We start from the raw sequence: 15,805 nt of genomic DNA on the forward strand, positions 1-15,805 counted from the left end.
TAGGTCACCGCCAGGCTCCCCATAAAAGCCCCAGACTCACCAGAGTCTGGGGCTTTTGCTTTGCGGGTTTGGGATTGCGATTGGCAGCTGCGTAGGCGGCGGCAAATGCACAGGTTCGGAATATCGCTATTGCGGAGCAATCATGATGGATCTCAGCAAATCCATAGAGCAACTGGAGAGTGCGGTATGGGAATACAACCCCTATCCGTCGAATGTGGTGCAGCGAGAGCAACGACTCCGTAAGCTGGCGCTCGAATCGCTGTCTATTGATGACTTGCGGTTCTTGATAGGGCAGGAGATAGGCTTGCCGTATGTGTTGCCTCTGGCATTCGAGCACTTGGCGGAAAATCCGGCTGCCGGTGGTCAGATGTACCCGGGCGACCTGCTGGACAGCGTCCTTTCTGTTCGGGCTGCGTTCTGGGAGGAGCAGGCTGATTTGGACCGGGAGCTAATCGACCTGATCCCCAGTGTTGAAAGTCTGCTGGAGCTATTGCGAGACGAAATCCTGCCCGCTTTGCGGGAGCGTGCCTCCTAGTCAGGTGACCCAGAGTGCCTTGGCTGGCTAGAGCTGCCAGCCAAGAAGCGTAAAGCCTATGAATAAGCTAAGGTAGCCAGCAAGAAAGGGTGCTAGCAGAGCGGCTGCCAGCGTACGTAGCAGCCTGACTTGTTTGGACGGCGATGGATCATTGACGATCAAGCTATAGAGCAAGCCGGAACAGATGACCGTTGATCCCAGCAGTAGTCGATATAACAACGCCGGAAGGGCAGGAGTGCTTGAGCTAGGCCAGTAATAAGCCGCCATAGGAACAACCATTGCGGCAATTACCGTGCAAGTAAATGCAGCAATGGGGTGGACACGATGAAAGCGCATGGGCAGGTTGGTCAGTGCCGAGTCTAGTTGGTGCAGGAGTGCGGTGCTAGGCAGCATAGTGCCTCATGCCTTTGGGTATGACAGATACCATTCCCCCTAGGGCATGGCGTCTGCTTGCCTAGTATGGGTGTGTCGCATGCTACCTGGCCTGCCCTAGTCGGCGTGCTGCTTAGCGCCTGAGGCGGCAAGGAAAAATCTGCTACCTGCCTGGGGCCAGGAACGTTCTACTGCCCACCTGGCCAGAAGAGTAGATAGCGCCTTGGGGTGGACTTGCCTGGTGATGCTCCGATGTAGATAGATGAGCAATGTACAGCAATTGTCCGGTACAATTTATGTCATCAATCTGTCCTCTACCCTGCGCTATGCTAGTCAGATCGCGCCTAGGAGAATCGCCATGCTGTATCCCGAGTTGTTTGCCTCGCTGGAAAAAGCCCGCTGGAATATGCAGAGCGATATACCCTGGAATAGTTTTGACGCCAGCTTGCTGAGCGACGAACAGGCCCAGACGGTAAAGCTCAATGCCATCACTGAGTGGTCGGCGCTGCCGGCGACAGAGATGTTTCTGCGTGACAATCGTGATGACAGCGACTTCTCTGCCTTTATGTCGGTCTGGTTCTACGAGGAACAGAAGCACTCCCTGGTGTTGATGGAGTATCTGCGCCGGTTCCGGCCTGATCTGCTGCCGACCGAGCAGGAACTGCACGCCGTACGCTTCGAGTTCGATCCGGCACCTGCGCTGGAGACCCTGATGCTGCACTTCTGTGGCGAGGTGCGGCTGACCCAGTGGTATCGGCGTGCGTCGGACTGGCATACCGAGCCGGTGATCAAGCATATCTACAAGACCTTGTCGCAGGATGAGGCCCGCCATGGTGGGGCCTATCTCAAGTATATGAAGCGGGCGATAGAGCGCATGGGGGATGATGCCCGCTACGCCTTTGCCAAGATAGGCGTGCTGATGGCGTCCAGCGGGAAGTCGGGCAAGCCCTTGCACCCGACCAATCTGCATGTGAACCAGGCGCTCTTTCCCAATGACACCATACAGAGCCGTTTGCCCGATCCTTCCTGGCTGGAGCGCTGGCTGGACCAGCAGATTGTGTTCGATAAGGACTGGGAAGCGCGCGTGGTTGGCGGTATCTTGCGCAATCTATCCAGCCTGTTTGACCGAACTTTTGATACTGTTGGTCAACTAAACCTTTACCGCAAAGAAGTGCAGCGACAGCTCCTGGCCAGGGACTCCGTCCAAGGGGGGCTGACTGCGGCATGACAAGACCACGATGACTGCCTATAGCAACCCTGATTTCACGAACAAACTTTGTCCTCCTGAACAACTCGCAGAGCGGATCGCCCGCTTGCCCCGGCCCTTGGTGTTCACCAATGGCTGCTTCGATATCCTGCACAGGGGCCACGTGACCTATCTGGCCCAGGCGCGTGCGCTGGGTGCGGCCATGGTGGTGGCGGTGAATACCGATGCTTCGGTACGGCGCCTGGGCAAGGGGGATGACAGGCCCATCAACCCGACCGAGCACCGTGCTGCCGTACTGGCTGCACTGGCTTCGGTCGACCTGGTGACCTGGTTTGACGCCGATACCCCTATTGCCGAGATACTGGCAGTGCAGCCCGATATTCTGGTGAAGGGGGGCGACTGGCAGCCCGACAAGATAGTGGGCAGCACCGAAGTGCTGGCGCGCGGCGGGCAGGTGCATTCCATCCCATTCCTGTTTGATACCTCCACCACCCAGACCCTGCGCAAGATACGCGCCGCAGAGGGCTGAACTCATGGTGAAGGAGTTGCAACGTACACCGCTATACGAGTTTATCGAGGAGTTTCAGCGGCTGGGCCTGGCTGAAACCCATCTTCTGAGTCAGTCGCTGGCCCTGCTGGGTTGTGCCCTGCTGGCCTGGGTGGCCAGCCGCGTGCTGCAGCCGCGTTTGCGGCAGGCAGGGTTGGCGCGCTGGCGTGTCAGTTCCGAGGGTATGGCACGGGTGATGTATCCCGTGCTGTTCTGGCTGTTTGTGGAACTGGTGATTGTGTTCTGGCCCAGCGGCCAGAGTGTGACCTTGTTGCGCTTGGGCTCCAGCTTGCTGTCGGTGCTGGTCATCGTGCGTACGGTGGCCTATCTGCTACAGGAGTCGTTTATCCAGTCCGAGTGGGTGAAGAAGGCGGTGCGCCTGCTGGCCTGGCTGATCTGGCTGGTGTTTGCACTGCATATTACCGGTGTACTGCCCGAGATACAGAGGCTGCTCGACAGCGTGGCCTTTGCCATGGGCAAGCAGCGGATCTCGCTGCTGATGGTGGTGAATGGCGGGCTGTCGGTGGCGGTCACCATGCTGGTGGCGGTCTGGCTCGGTCGTCTGGCTGAGCGGCGGGTGATGTCGGCCACCTCGCTGGATTTGAGCTTCCGGGTGGTGGCCACCAAGGTGATGCGTACCGTTCTGGTGGTAGTGGGGGTGATGATTGCCCTGCCTATCGTCGGCATAGACCTGACGGTGCTGTCGGTATTTGGCGGTGCGCTGGGCGTCGGCCTGGGCTTTGGCCTGCAGAAGATTGCCAGCAACTATGTGTCGGGTTTCATCATCCTGCTGGATGGGTCGGTCCGTATAGGCGACCTGGTGAATATCGAAGGACGCCAGGGCAGCATATCGGGTATTACCTCGCGCTATGTGGTGCTCAAGCTGGGCGACGGCTCCGAGGCCATCATCCCGAACGAGGCCCTGATCACGTCGACCGTGCTCAATCTGTCGCATTCGGACAGCACCCAACGGGTGGTCTTGCCCATACAGGTGGCGTATGACAGCGATCTTGAGGCGGTGGGCGCGCTGCTGGTGGCGCAGACCCAGGGCGAGGACCGGATATTGGCCGAGCCCGAGCCTGCCTTCTTTGTCAGGGGGTTTGGCGAGAGCGGCATAGACCTGGAGCTGGCCTTCTGGATAGGGGATTCGGACAAGGGAACGTTAGCCCTGCGTTCTGATCTGAACATGAAGATCTGGCGGGCTTTCCGCGAGCATGGCATAGAAATTCCCTATCCGCGCCGCGATCTGCATCTGATTGCTGCGGCGCAGGATAAGAACTTTGCCCTGGATCAAACTTCGAGCACGCGCTAGGTGATTGATTTGCCGTAGAATCCCGTCGTCTGCTTATATTCCTTTACAAGGAACACCCATGCTCTCTTGGCTTAATGGCCTGATCGATCTGCCTTGGTGGGGTTACATTGTTGTTACCCTGGTACTTACTCATATCACCATCGCATCGGTAACCATCTTCCTTCATCGCCACCAGGCGCACCGGGCATTGGATCTGCATGCTATCCCCAGCCATTTCTTCCGTTTCTGGCTGTGGCTGACCACCGGCATGGTGACCAAGGAGTGGGCTGCCATCCACCGCAAGCACCACGCCCGCTGCGAGACAGAGGAAGACCCGCACAGCCCCCAGGTACTGGGCATCAAGAAGGTGTTCTTTGAGGGGGCCGAGCTGTACCGTGCTGAATCGAAGAACCGCGAAACCATGGAGAAGTTCGGCCATGGCACGCCGGATGACTGGCTGGAGCGCAATCTCTACGCCAAGCGCAGCGTATGGGGTGTGGTCACCATGGCGGTGCTGGATCTGCTGCTGTTCGGTGCCAACGGTATCTGGATGTGGGCGGTGCAGATGCTGTGGATACCGGTGACGGCTGCCGGCATCATCAATGGCATTGGTCACTACTGGGGCTACCGTAATTTCGAGAATGAAGATGCCTCCCGCAATATCGTCCCTTGGGGCATCCTGATCGGTGGTGAGGAACTGCATAACAACCACCATACCTTTGGTACCTCGGCCAAGCTGTCGAACAAGGCCTGGGAGTTCGATATAGGCTGGATGTATATCCGTATACTGGAGTTACTGGGCCTGGCCAAGGTACGCCGGGTGGCGCCATCAGTGCGCGAGGTGGCGCCCAAGCCCCAGGCGGACTTCGATACCTTGCAAGCCATTATTGCCAACCGCTACGAGATTGCCTCGGCCTATGCTCGCCAGTTGAAGGCGACAGTAGCCGGGGAGCTGGAGCAGCTACGCGAACACGCACCGCATATCTCGCAGTTCCAGTTCAATCCCAAGCGGGCGATGAAGCGATGGCTCAAGCAGGATCGCAAGGACACGCCACTGGCTGACCAGGCCAAGCTGGATGCCTTGCTGGCGGAATCCAAGGTGCTGGACACCGTCTACAACATGCGGCAGGAATTGACGGCTTTGTGGGAGCGTTCCTCGTCGTCCAAGGAGCAGTTGCTGAAGCAGCTGCAGGACTGGTGTGCACGTGCCGAGGCCAGCGGGATTGAAGCCTTGCGCGATTTCTCGCTGCGACTGCGCGGCGTGGCGCTGGCATAATACGGCCCATATCTTGCCCGGGGCGGCTGATCAGCCGCCCCTTTTGCATTCAGGGCATTCCCGTTTTCATCTCGATGGAAAATCGAGTGTTCTGGGAAGCCCTTTCAAGCCCGAGGAAAACATGTCCATACAGCGCTATCACGTTGGCCCCCGCCTGTCTGAAATCGTCGTCCACAACAATACCGTCTACCTGGCCGGCCAAGTGGCCGAGGCGACCTTGGCAGACGGTGCCAAGGCCCAGACCGAGGAGATACTGGGCATGATAGACAGGCTGCTGGGCGAGGTTGGCAGCGACAAGACCAAGATACTGACTGCCCAGATCTGGCTGGCCGATATAGCGGATTACGATGCCATGAACGAAGCTTGGTCTGCCTGGGTGCCGCAAGGCCATACCCCGGCACGCGCCACGGTCGAATCACGCCTGGCCACGCCTGAGTACAAGGTAGAGATCAAGATCGTCGCCGCGCTGTAAGGGTTACGGCCCTTACGAACCCGGCCCCCATTGCTTTTTGCTGTGGGGGCTTTGTTTTTCCCACTATGCTGTAAGCCATGGAAACCTCTACCTTTATCTCCGCCACCATCCTGCTGATCCTGGTCACTGATCCGCTGGGCAATATTCCTTTGTTCATCGGCTTGCTCCGGCAGGTGGATCCGGCGCGGCGGCGGCGCATCATCATCCGGGAAGTCTGCCTGGCTTTCGGCATCCTGCTGTTCTTCCTGTTCTTTGGCCGGCAGGTGCTGGCGGTCATGCATCTGAGCGAGACTTCGCTGGGTATTGCGGGTGGGGTGATCCTGTTCCTGATTTCGCTCAAGATGATCTTCCCGCATCCGGAGGGGGCATTTGCCCACCAGGTGAAGGGTGAACCCTTTCTGGTGCCCCTGGCCATCCCTTTCATTGCCGGCCCTTCGGCCATTGCCACCGTGTTGCTGTTGGTCGCCCGCGAGCCGCATCGCCAGCTTGAGTGGATAGGTGCGCTGACGGTGGCCTTGCTGGTCTCGGCCGTGGTGCTGGGTTTTGCCGAGCGTATTGCCGACTTCCTGGGTGAGCAGGTCACCATGGCCTTCGAGCGGCTGATGGGGTTGATACTGACGGCGATCGCCATCGAGATGCTATTGAGCGGCATACAGGCATTCGTGCTGCAGATTCAGCGCGCAGGCACCGTATAATCCGGTTTTCGCCGTCTCTTCTGGAGTAGCACCATGACCCTTGATGAAATGAAACGCGCAGCCGCCCGCGCTGCCATCGCCTTTGTCCCTGATAACTGCGTGGTGGGTGTGGGAACGGGTTCGACAGCCAATCATTTCATTGATGCGCTGGCCGAGATCAAGGGCCGCGTCGACGGTGCCGTGGCCAGCTCGGAAGCTTCGGCCGCGCGCTTGAAATCGCATGGCATTGCGGTGTATGACCTCAATGCCATTGATAGGCTGCCCATTTATGTGGACGGTGCCGATGAGATCAATCGCCACCTGCATGCCGTCAAAGGCGGTGGTGCCGCCTTGACCCGGGAAAAAATCGTGGCTGCCGTGGCCGAGAAGTTTGTCTGCATCGCCGATGAAACCAAGCTAGTGGATGTCCTGGGCAAGTTCCCCCTACCGGTGGAGGTGATACCCATGGCACGCAGCCATGTGGCGCGTGAGCTGGTACAACTGGGTGGGCGCCCGGTCTACCGCGAGGGGGTGATTACCGATAATGGCAATGTGATACTGGACGTGCATGGTCTGGCCATTGCCGAGCCGGGCAAGCTGGAAGGCGAGATCAACCAGATCGTGGGGGTGGTGACCAACGGGTTGTTTGCACGGCGGCGTGCGGATGTGCTGTTGCTGGGTACCGCCACTGGCGTGCAGACCTACCAGTAAGTTGGTGCGCAGGCCTGGTCACGCAAGGCCGGTTGCTGCGCCACTTGTAAGAAAAATGTCACGGAAAATTCGTTTGGCGCTGGGCATGGCTCGTGCCAAGCTAGCGCCGTGAGGGATAGACCCCAGTCCGAAGAGGGAAGCACACCATGTCCGAACATATTTCCAAGCAGTTCGATGTAGAGCTGGAAACCGCACGCGGCAAGATACTGGCCATGGCCGGCCTGGTGGAGGAGCAGTTTCGCGACGCCATGAGGGCGCTGGAGACCGGTGACGCCGAGATGATAGACAAGGTCATCGAAACCGAGAACCAGGTCAACACCATGCACATGGAGATAGACGATGACTGCATGCATATCATCGCCCGTCGCCAGCCTGCAGCCAGCGATTTGCGCATGGTATTGACTGTCAACAAAGTGGTGAACGATCTGGAGCGCATAGGCGACAAGGCCTGCAAGATCGCCCGCCGTGCCAGGCTGATCTATGAAGGCGGGCGCATCAATGTGCCGCGCCTGTCCGACCTGACCTATCAGTCCAATATCGCCCTGACCATGCTGCGTACCGCGCTGGATGGCTTTGCCCGGCTGGACCCCAGCGTTGCCGGTCAGGTGGCGCGCGAGGACATCAAGCTGGACGAGGAATTCAAGGCCATACAGCGGCAGCTGATTACCTACATGATGGAAGACCCGCGCACCATCACCCTGGCGCTGGAGATCATTGAGATCGCCAAGGCCATCGAGCGCGTGGGCGACCATGCCAAGAATATTGCCGAGTATGTGGTCTACCTGGTCAAGGGCATCGACGTGCGCCATAGCCCTCTGGAAGAGATAGAGAAGCAGGCTTCTTAAGCCTATTTGCGCACATCAGGCCCCTCGTTTGCACGGGGGGCTTGTTTTTTGTCTGGCCGCTTCCGACAATCCGCCCATCCCCGCATCGCTAGAAGAAGACCGATGAGTCCCTCGCATACCATAGCCGCCGTCGATCTTGGCTCCAACAGCTTCCGCCTGCAGGTGGCGCGTGTGGTGGAGGATCATATCTATCCGCTGGATGCCTTGAAGGACACGGTGCGCTTTGCCGCTGCCTTGGATGGCCAGGGGCGCCTGAACGACAAGGGCCAGCAGCGTGCATTGGCGGCATTGGCGCGGTTTGGCGAACGCCTGCGTGGCATGGCGCCCGAGCATGTGCGCGTGGTGGCCACCAACACCCTGCGGGTGGCCAAGAATGCCAGCGACTTCCTGCCACGCGCCGAGGCGGCACTGGGCTTTCCCATCGAGGTCATCGCCGGCCGCGAAGAGGCCCGCCTGATCTATATCGGCGCGGCACACTCCCTGCCTGCCAGCAAGGAGCGGCGGCTGGTGGTGGATATCGGTGGCGGCTCTACCGAGTTTATCGTCGGCCAGCAGTACAAGCCGCTCAAGACCGAGAGCCTGCTGATGGGCTGCGTCAGCTACAGCCTCAAATTCTTCCCCGATGGGCGCCTGACCAAGCAGGCACTGCGCGATGCAGAGCTGGCTGCCCGTAGCGAGTTGCAGGCCATTGTCCAGGATTTCAACCATGAGCACTGGCAGCTGGCGATCGGTACCTCCGGCACTGCCCGCTCGCTCAGCGATATCATGGAGATGAACCGGCTAACCGAGAGCGGCATTACGGCTGCGGGCATGGAGAAGCTGCGCGAGATCATGCTCAAAGCCGGACACATAGACAGTGTAAATCTGGATGGCCTGCGGGCGGACCGGCGACCGGTACTGCCTGGCGGGTTTGCCATCATGGCGGCGGTGTTTGCCGAGCTGGGCGTGGACAAGATGGGCATCACCCTGGGGGCGTTGCGTGATGGCGTGCTGTACGACCTGATAGGCCGCCAGCATCAGCGTGATTTGCGCGAAGTGACGGTAGCCCAGTTCAAGCGCCGTTACCATGTCGACATGGCCCAGCAGAACCGGGTGGCCGCCCTGGCCGAGCATTTCTACCGGCAGCTGGCCGCCAGCATGGGTCTGGATGCAGAGCAGGATCTCAATCTCTTACAGTGGGCATCGCGCCTGCACGAAATCGGCCTGTCGGTTTCGCATTCCAGTTATCACAAGCACTCGGCCTATATCCTGCAGCATGCCGACATGCCGGGTTTCTCCAGCCATGAGCAAGCCCGATTGGCCTTGCTGGTGTTAGGCCATAAGGGTGGGCTGAAGAAGCTAGGCAGTGGCCATGCGCGTGACCGCTGGGCCAGGGTGCTGTCGCTGCGGTTGGCCGTGCTGTGCTGCCGCAGCCGTACTGACCGCCCTCTGCCGCCTGTGCAACTGGTGGCGCTGAGCAATGGTTTCAGCCTGACGGCAGAAGATGACTGGCTGGCGAACAATCCCCTTACTCACACTGCACTGCTGCAGGAGGCAGAGGAGTGGCGCGAGATTGGCCAGGTGCTGCAGCTATCCAGTAATTTCCAGCACTGGAGCTGAGATGGCCAAGAAGCGGCGCCTGCTGGCCCACCATGCGGCCAAGCCGGCAGGCAATCATGTCGATGCGCAGGCAGAGACGCTGGCCACCTTGATTGAGTATGGCCCGGACGAGCATGACCTCCGGGAAACCTGCTTTACCTCGCTGGCGCAGGGACAGGGCTTTCAGCCTAGTCACGGGACCTTGTGGCTAAATATCCATGGCCTGGGCAACCATGCCTTGCTGCAGGAGGTGGCGCGGCGCTTCAAGCTGCACCCACTGACGCTGGAAGACATACTCAATACTGGCCAACGCAGCAAGGTCGAGACCTTCGAGCACTACCTCTATATCGTGGCCAAGCTGGCCCGCTTCGATGACGCAAGTGGCTGCGTATTGACGGAGCAGATCTCCATCGTCCTGGGGCGTGGCTGGGTGCTGACCTTCCAGGAACATCCCAGCGGCACCTTTGGCGAAGTGCGCGACCAATTGCGCAAAGGCGCAGGGCAGGTGCGCAGGCTGGGCGCCGATTACCTGGTCTATGCCTTGCTGGACAAGCTGGTTGACCGCTACTTCGGGGTGCTGGAAGCACTGGGGGAGCGGGTGGAGACGCTGGAGGACGTGGTACTGGAGAGCCCCAAACCCGAGGTGCTGACCCATATCCACGCATTGCGCCGCGAGATGTTGTATCTGCGGCGAGCCCTGTGGCCCATGCGCGAGGTATTGAATGCCCTGCAGCGTGACGATGCGGACTTCTTCCTGAGCGAGACGCAGATTTATCTGCGCGATGTCTATGACCATGCCGTGCATCTGATCGAGGCGCAGGAAATGCTGCGTGACATGATAGGCAGCCTGACCGATTTCTATATGTCCAATCAGGGCAATCGGCTGAACCGGGAAATGCGGATGCTGACGGTGATTGCCACCATCTTTATGCCGCTGACCTTTATTGCTGGGGTTTATGGCATGAACTTCGAGTACATGCCGGAACTGAAGTGGCACTATGGCTATGCCACGGTGCTGGCACTGATGGCGACCCTGGGCCTGGGGATGGGCTTGTTCTTCTGGCGGCGACGCTGGCTATAGCGATGCACCTTGGTGGTGCGACTGCACTGTTGCAGTGCACAATTTCTGCTGGCGTTTTTCTGTTTTTTCTTTAAAATCCGCGACCTTGCGTATCGGCCTTACCCGGTCGGTGTGCAGCATCCATCCCTACGGCACGGCCGGCAGGGGTTGATGTCATCACCCTGGTGCCACAAGCACCGGGCTACACCACCCTCTACCCGAGGTCGCTCCATGTTGCGTCGTCTGCTCCCCTCTGCGGTTGCCCTGCCGTATGTCCTGCTGGTTTTTGCCACCCTGTGCTGGGCCGGCAATTTCATCCTGGCGCGTGCCATGCACGCCGATATCGCCCCGATTACCTTGGCCTTTGGCCGCTGGCTGGTCGCCCTGCTGGTGCTGCTGCCCATTGCCTGGCGCCGCATCCGTGAGCAGCTGCCGCAGCTGCGCCGCGTCTGGAAGCGCCTGTTCTGGTTGGCTGCCTACGGCATTGCCACCTCCAATACCCTGATCTATATCGGCCTGCACCATACCAATGCCACCAATGCCGTGCTGTTCAACGCGCTCATACCGTTGATGGTGATGCTGCTGAGCTGGGCGGTATGGCGCAAGCCGCTGGCTGGTCGAGAGTGGCTGGGTATGACCGGCTCGCTATTCGGCGTACTGCTCATCATTTGCCATGGCCAACTGGGCCGTTTGCTGGCGCTGGATTTCAATAGCGGTGATGCGCTGGTGGTGGCGGGGCTGGCCTGCTGGTCGGTCTATACCGTGCTGCTGCGAGGCGTGCGCGAGAGCATGGATAGATTCGCCGTGCTGGCGGTCACCATCGCCCTGGGCTTGGTCATGCTGCTGCCCTTTCTGGTCTGGGAGTTGAGCCATGTGGGCCTGCCAGCGGCATCGGGCGCCAATCTGGCCAGCGTGCTCTACCTGGGCATCTTCCCCTCGGTCATTGCCCTGCTGGCCTATATGCGAGCGGTAAATGTGTTGGGGCCGACGCGTGCCGCCGGTTTCCTGCACTTGATTCCCGCTTTTGGCGCGGTGGGTGCCGGGGTGCTGCTGGGAGAGCAACTGGCCTTCTACCATGTGGCGGGTCTCGCTATCATTTTTACCGGCCTGTATTACGCACAGGGCCAGGTCGCGGCGAAAGTGCCGGCGACCGTGCTGCCGCAGCAACGCTAGCCGCTTTAGGGCGCATGCCGATTTGGGTTGGTGCGGCCCGAGGTGCCTTCTTGTCACACTGGTGGGCCAGATTTGCTGCGGCTCACCAGGGGGCGCGCCAAGCTGCTACCGGGATTCTCCTTTGATTTCAGATTGGTAGCGTCAGTCGGCTGCTTGCTCGCCCACGTAAGGGCCATAATCAGACAGTGGCCAAAATTAATCGGTGCCGCAGCATGGCGCTGATATAGAATCGCGCGCTTTATAAAGTTCCCCGGAGCGCGCCATGTCGGTGGCCCTGCAATCCTTGATCGGCATCATCAGCCTGCTGGCGATCGCCTACGCATTTTCTGCTAATCGCCGCGCCATCAACTGGCGCATCATCGGTATAGGTCTGGTGCTGCATTCAGGCTTCTGCCTCTTGTTCAGCAAGGTGGTGGTGGCCCGCCATATGCTGGAGAGCTTCAGCGCCGGTTTTGTGCACATGCTCAATTTTTCGGGCGATGGTGCGCGATTCATCTTTGGCGATCTGGCCAACCCTGGCGGCAAGCTGGCTTTCATCTTTGCCTTTAACGTTCTGCCCATTTTGATGTTCTTCTCGGGCCTGTCGGCCTTGCTGTACCACTTTGGTATCCTGCAGCGCGTGGTGTACGGCCTGGCATGGCTGATGAAGCGCACGATGAAGCTGTCGGGGCCGGAGAGCCTGTCGGTAGCGGCCAATATCTTCATGGGCCAGTCCGAGGCACCTCTGCTGGTCAAACCCTATATCAGCCGCATGACCCGCTCGGAGCTGTTCTGCCTGATGGTGGGCGGCATGGCTACGCTGGCCGGTTCTGTGCTGGCCGCCTATGTGAGCTTCCTGGGTGGTCCCAATCCGGTCGAGCAAGCCAAGTTTGCCACCTGGCTGCTGCTGGCCTCGCTGATGAATGCACCTGCCGCCGTGATCTTTGCCAAGATCATGATGCCGGAGGACGATCCCGAGCATATGTCGTCCAACCGCATGGATTACGACCATGGGCACCAGGGTCACTTCATCAATGCCTTGGTGGCAGGTACGGTGGAAGGTTTGAAGCTGGCGGCCATTGTGGCGGCCGTGCTGATGGTGTGCGTGTCCCTGATCGCACTGATCAACCATCTCAGCCAGAACTGGCTGGGCGAGATGCTTGGCGTCAACAGCTGGATACGTGTCAGCACCGGTGGTGCATTCTCGGGCCTGACCCTGCAGTACCTGTTTGGCCAGTTGTGCCGGCCGGTGGCCTGGCTGCTGGGTGTGCCCTGGAATGAAACCTTGCTGGTGGGTTCGCTGCTGGGCCAAAAGGTGGTGGTCAACGAGTTCATTGCCTACCTGGATCTGGGTCGCATGAAGGAGCAGGGCCTCTTGTCGGCCCACTCCATCCTGATTTCGACCTTTGCGCTGTCGTCGTTCTCCAACTTCTCCTCGGTAGGTATCTGCGTGGCCGGTATTGGCGCCATGGCGCCAGGCAAGCAGCAGACCATGGCGGAGATAGGCATGCGGGCACTGCTGGCTGCCGTGTTGGCAGGCCTGTTGACTGCCGCAGTGGGCGCCATCTGGCTTAGCTAAGCCGCTAGTTGTTGTGAGCACGTGAAAAAGCGCCGCCGGAAGGTTTCCGGCGGCGCTTTTTGCCTGGTGGAGGGGCTATGCCGCCGAGTCGGCGGCTTGGCCGAACAAATGGCAGAAACGCAATTCGTGCGGGTAGGGGTAGAAGTCTTCCACGTGGCCCGCGCGGATGCGGTCCTGCCGGCTACGCCAGAACCTGGGATTGAGCAGATCGCGATGGTGCTGCAGGAACACCCGTCGTATCTCGCTGGGCCCCAACAGGAAGCGGGCGAACTCTTCCGGGAAGACATCATTGCGGGCGACCGGATACCACGGCTCGCTGGCCATTTCCATCTCGGGCGAAGGGGCCTCGGGTATCTCGCGGAAGTTGCAGTCGGTCATGTACTCGATTTCGTCGTAGTCGTAGAACACGACGCGGCCATAGCGGGTGATGCCGAAGTTCTTGAACAGCATGTCGCCGGGGAAGATATTGGCCGTGGCCAGCTCCCGGATGGCATTGCCGTAGTCGGCCACGGCCATTTCCAGCTGCTCGGTGGTGGCACGGTTGAGGAAGAGGTTGAGCGGCTCCATGCGGCGCTCGATATAGAGGTGGCGGATGACCACTTCGTGCTCATCCTCCTCCAGCAGGCTGGGGGCCAGCGTGCGCAGCTCGGTCAGCAGCTCCTCGGTAAACCGGGCCTTGGGCAGTGCCACGTTGCTGAATTCCAGAGTGTCGGCCATGCGGCCTACCCGGTCATGCTGTTTCACCAGCTGGTATTTGGCGCGGACTATCTCCTGGGTGACATCCTTGGTGGGGGCGATCTCGTCCTTGATCAGCTTGAACACATAGGGGAAGGAGGGCAGGGTGAATACCAGCATTACCAGGCCACGTATGCCGGGGGCGATGATGAAATCATCGCGGGAATGGCGCAGATGGTGCATCAGGTCGCGGTAGAACACGGTCTTGCCCTGCTTGGCCAGCCCCAGCATGGTATAGAGCTCGGCCTTGGGCTTGAATGGCAGCATGGAGCGCAGAAAACCGACATAGCCAGAGGGCGAGGCCATGTCCACCATGAAGTAGGCCCGGTTCAGCGAGAACAGCACGGCGATGCGGCGTGGTTCCAGCAGCAGGGTGTCGAGGCAGAGGCGGCCGTACTGGTCGTGCAATACGGGTACGGCGAACGGGTATTCCACCCCGCCGTTGACTGCCTTACCGATGATGTAGGCGGCCTTGTTGCGGTAAAAGGCGCTGGATAGCACCTGTATCTGGAAGTTTGCCTCGATCTCGGGCCATTTGCCGCCCACGTGCTGCAGCGCTGTCTGGATGACATAGTCGATATCACGATCGAGGTCGGCGAAGTTGCGGTCCCAGCTGAAGTCCTCGACGATGCGGCGCAGGCTACGGCGAAAACCGCCGGCGCGGGGGTAGTAGCTACGGTAGGTGGGCGGATCGGACTCGATGTATTCGGTCGAGATGGCGGGCCGCACAAAGATGAAATCGTTGTGGAAATAGTTGCGGTGCAGGATCTTGCAGCAGACCGAGTTGAAGAAGGTTTCCGCCAGCTCGGGCTGCTTGTGGTTGACCAGCATGCCGATGAACAGCAGCTTGGCCTGTTGCCAGATGTCGTCATCCAGCCAGTCGGCGTGGAATTCCTCGTGCAGCCTTGCCACGCACTCGTCCACCCGTTCGTCGTAAAAGCGTATCCGCTCCTTGGAGGCTGACTGTACGGCGTGCCAGTCGCCTGCTTCGAAGCGGGCCTTGGCCGCCCGGCTCACCTGCCGGAAGATGCTGTAATGGCGGTCAAAGCCATCGATCAGTGCCTGGGCGATGGCAATCGCCTTGGGGTGTTGGCCGGCGGGTATCAGCATCAGGGCCTCATGGGCTTGCGTGGGTTGCGGGGAGCGGCGGTGGGTGGCAGATCTACACTGAGCTGGCGCCATGCGCCGGGGGCGATGCCCTCCAGCGTCCAGTCGCCTACCTGCATGCGTATCAGCCGCAAGGTAGGCAGGCCCACCTTGGCCGTCATGCGCCTGACCTGGCGGTTCTTGCCTTCGCGTATGGTCAGGGCTATCCAGCTGTCGGGGATGAATTTCCGCACCCGTATGGGCGGTGAGCGTGGCCAGATATCGGGTGGGGCCAGCCGCTCTGCCAGGGCGGGCAGCGTGGTGAAGTCGCCCAGATCCACGCCGCGACGCAGGGCCGCAAGGGCCTCATCACTGGGGTTGCCCTCCACCTGTACCCAATAGGTCTTGGGCAGTTTGTGGCGCGGGTCGGCAATATGGGCCTGCAGCTTGCCGTCATTGGTCAGCAGCAGCAGTCCCTCCGAGTCGGTATCCAGCCGGCCGGCGGGATAGAAGCCCGGCGCGTCGATATGGTTCGACAGGGTGGGGTGCAGGGCGTGGTCGGAGAACTGGGTGATCACGCCGTAGGGTTTGTTGAACAGGATGACATCAGGCATATATACGGCCGAACTGGCAGAAAAGCAGGGTTTTGCCCGATAATAGCAAGGTTTACAGCGTGAGATGACCC

Annotated in this window: 15 protein-coding genes; 13 read left to right on the forward strand and 2 right to left on the reverse strand. The window is 59.9% G+C overall.

Annotated elements, in window-relative coordinates; genetic code table 11:
* The first annotated feature begins 142 nt into the window (after positions 1-142).
* The 13 genes from QQK16_RS19460 to QQK16_RS19520 all read left to right on the forward strand — a co-directional run bounded on the left by QQK16_RS19460 (position 143) and on the right by QQK16_RS19520 (position 13,299).
* Positions 143-535: a contact-dependent growth inhibition system immunity protein gene (locus tag QQK16_RS19460; protein ID WP_284198158.1), complete on the forward strand. Its 393-nt coding sequence runs from the start codon at positions 143-145 to the stop codon at positions 533-535.
* 730 nt (positions 536-1,265) lie between these two features.
* Entirely contained in the window at positions 1,266-2,135 is an 870-nt protein-coding gene (locus tag QQK16_RS19465) for a ferritin-like domain-containing protein (protein ID WP_284198159.1), read from the forward strand.
* A 10-nt stretch (positions 2,136-2,145) separates the two neighbouring features.
* On the forward strand, positions 2,146-2,643 hold the full coding sequence (gene rfaE2 / locus QQK16_RS19470; protein ID WP_284198160.1) for a D-glycero-beta-D-manno-heptose 1-phosphate adenylyltransferase: 498 nt from the start codon (positions 2,146-2,148) through the stop codon (positions 2,641-2,643).
* 4 nt (positions 2,644-2,647) lie between these two features.
* Positions 2,648-3,973 (forward strand): mechanosensitive ion channel family protein, encoded by a 1,326-nt coding sequence (locus QQK16_RS19475; protein WP_284198161.1) that lies wholly within the window; start codon positions 2,648-2,650, stop codon positions 3,971-3,973.
* 58 nt (positions 3,974-4,031) lie between these two features.
* Positions 4,032-5,228 carry a DesA family fatty acid desaturase gene (locus QQK16_RS19480; protein WP_284198162.1) on the forward strand — a complete coding sequence of 399 codons (1,197 nt, stop codon included), beginning with the start codon at positions 4,032-4,034 and terminating at the stop codon, positions 5,226-5,228.
* Between the two features lie 121 nt (positions 5,229-5,349).
* Positions 5,350-5,700 carry a RidA family protein gene (locus QQK16_RS19485; protein WP_284198163.1) on the forward strand — a complete coding sequence of 117 codons (351 nt, stop codon included), beginning with the start codon at positions 5,350-5,352 and terminating at the stop codon, positions 5,698-5,700.
* Positions 5,701-5,777: 77 nt separating this feature from the next.
* On the forward strand, positions 5,778-6,395 hold the full coding sequence (locus QQK16_RS19490; RefSeq protein WP_284198164.1) for a MarC family protein: 618 nt from the start codon (positions 5,778-5,780) through the stop codon (positions 6,393-6,395).
* A 33-nt stretch (positions 6,396-6,428) separates the two neighbouring features.
* A complete protein-coding gene (gene rpiA, locus QQK16_RS19495; protein WP_284198165.1) occupies positions 6,429-7,085 on the forward strand; it encodes a ribose-5-phosphate isomerase RpiA in 657 nt (218 codons plus the stop codon).
* Positions 7,086-7,231: 146 nt separating this feature from the next.
* The gene (phoU, locus tag QQK16_RS19500; RefSeq protein WP_284198166.1) at positions 7,232-7,930 is read left to right on the forward strand and encodes a phosphate signaling complex protein PhoU; all 699 of its coding nucleotides are present in this window, start codon (positions 7,232-7,234) and stop codon (positions 7,928-7,930) included.
* Positions 7,931-8,032: 102 nt separating this feature from the next.
* Positions 8,033-9,529, forward strand: a complete 1,497-nt coding sequence (gene ppx / locus QQK16_RS19505; RefSeq protein ID WP_284198167.1) for an exopolyphosphatase — start codon at positions 8,033-8,035, stop codon at positions 9,527-9,529.
* Between the two features lies 1 nt (position 9,530).
* A complete protein-coding gene (corA, locus tag QQK16_RS19510; RefSeq protein WP_284198168.1) occupies positions 9,531-10,589 on the forward strand; it encodes a magnesium/cobalt transporter CorA in 1,059 nt (352 codons plus the stop codon).
* Positions 10,590-10,799: 210 nt separating this feature from the next.
* Positions 10,800-11,741 carry a DMT family transporter gene (locus QQK16_RS19515; RefSeq protein ID WP_284198169.1) on the forward strand — a complete coding sequence of 314 codons (942 nt, stop codon included), beginning with the start codon at positions 10,800-10,802 and terminating at the stop codon, positions 11,739-11,741.
* A 262-nt stretch (positions 11,742-12,003) separates the two neighbouring features.
* Positions 12,004-13,299, forward strand: a complete 1,296-nt coding sequence (locus QQK16_RS19520; protein ID WP_284198170.1) for a NupC/NupG family nucleoside CNT transporter — start codon at positions 12,004-12,006, stop codon at positions 13,297-13,299.
* Between the two features lie 75 nt (positions 13,300-13,374).
* On the opposite strand, the gene aceK is transcribed toward QQK16_RS19520, so the two are convergent.
* Positions 13,375-15,144: a bifunctional isocitrate dehydrogenase kinase/phosphatase gene (gene aceK, locus QQK16_RS19525; protein ID WP_284198171.1), complete on the reverse strand. Its 1,770-nt coding sequence runs from the start codon at positions 15,142-15,144 to the stop codon at positions 13,375-13,377.
* Positions 15,144-15,734, reverse strand: coding sequence for a pseudouridine synthase (locus tag QQK16_RS19530; RefSeq protein ID WP_284198172.1), 591 nt, complete (start codon positions 15,732-15,734; stop codon positions 15,144-15,146). The genes aceK and QQK16_RS19530 overlap by 1 nt, the downstream gene beginning before the upstream one ends.
* Positions 15,735-15,805: the final 71 nt, after the last annotated feature.

The sequence above is a fragment of the Chitinimonas prasina genome (genome assembly GCF_030160395.1).
Taxonomy (GTDB): domain Bacteria; phylum Pseudomonadota; class Gammaproteobacteria; order Burkholderiales; family Chitinimonadaceae; genus Chitinimonas; species Chitinimonas prasina.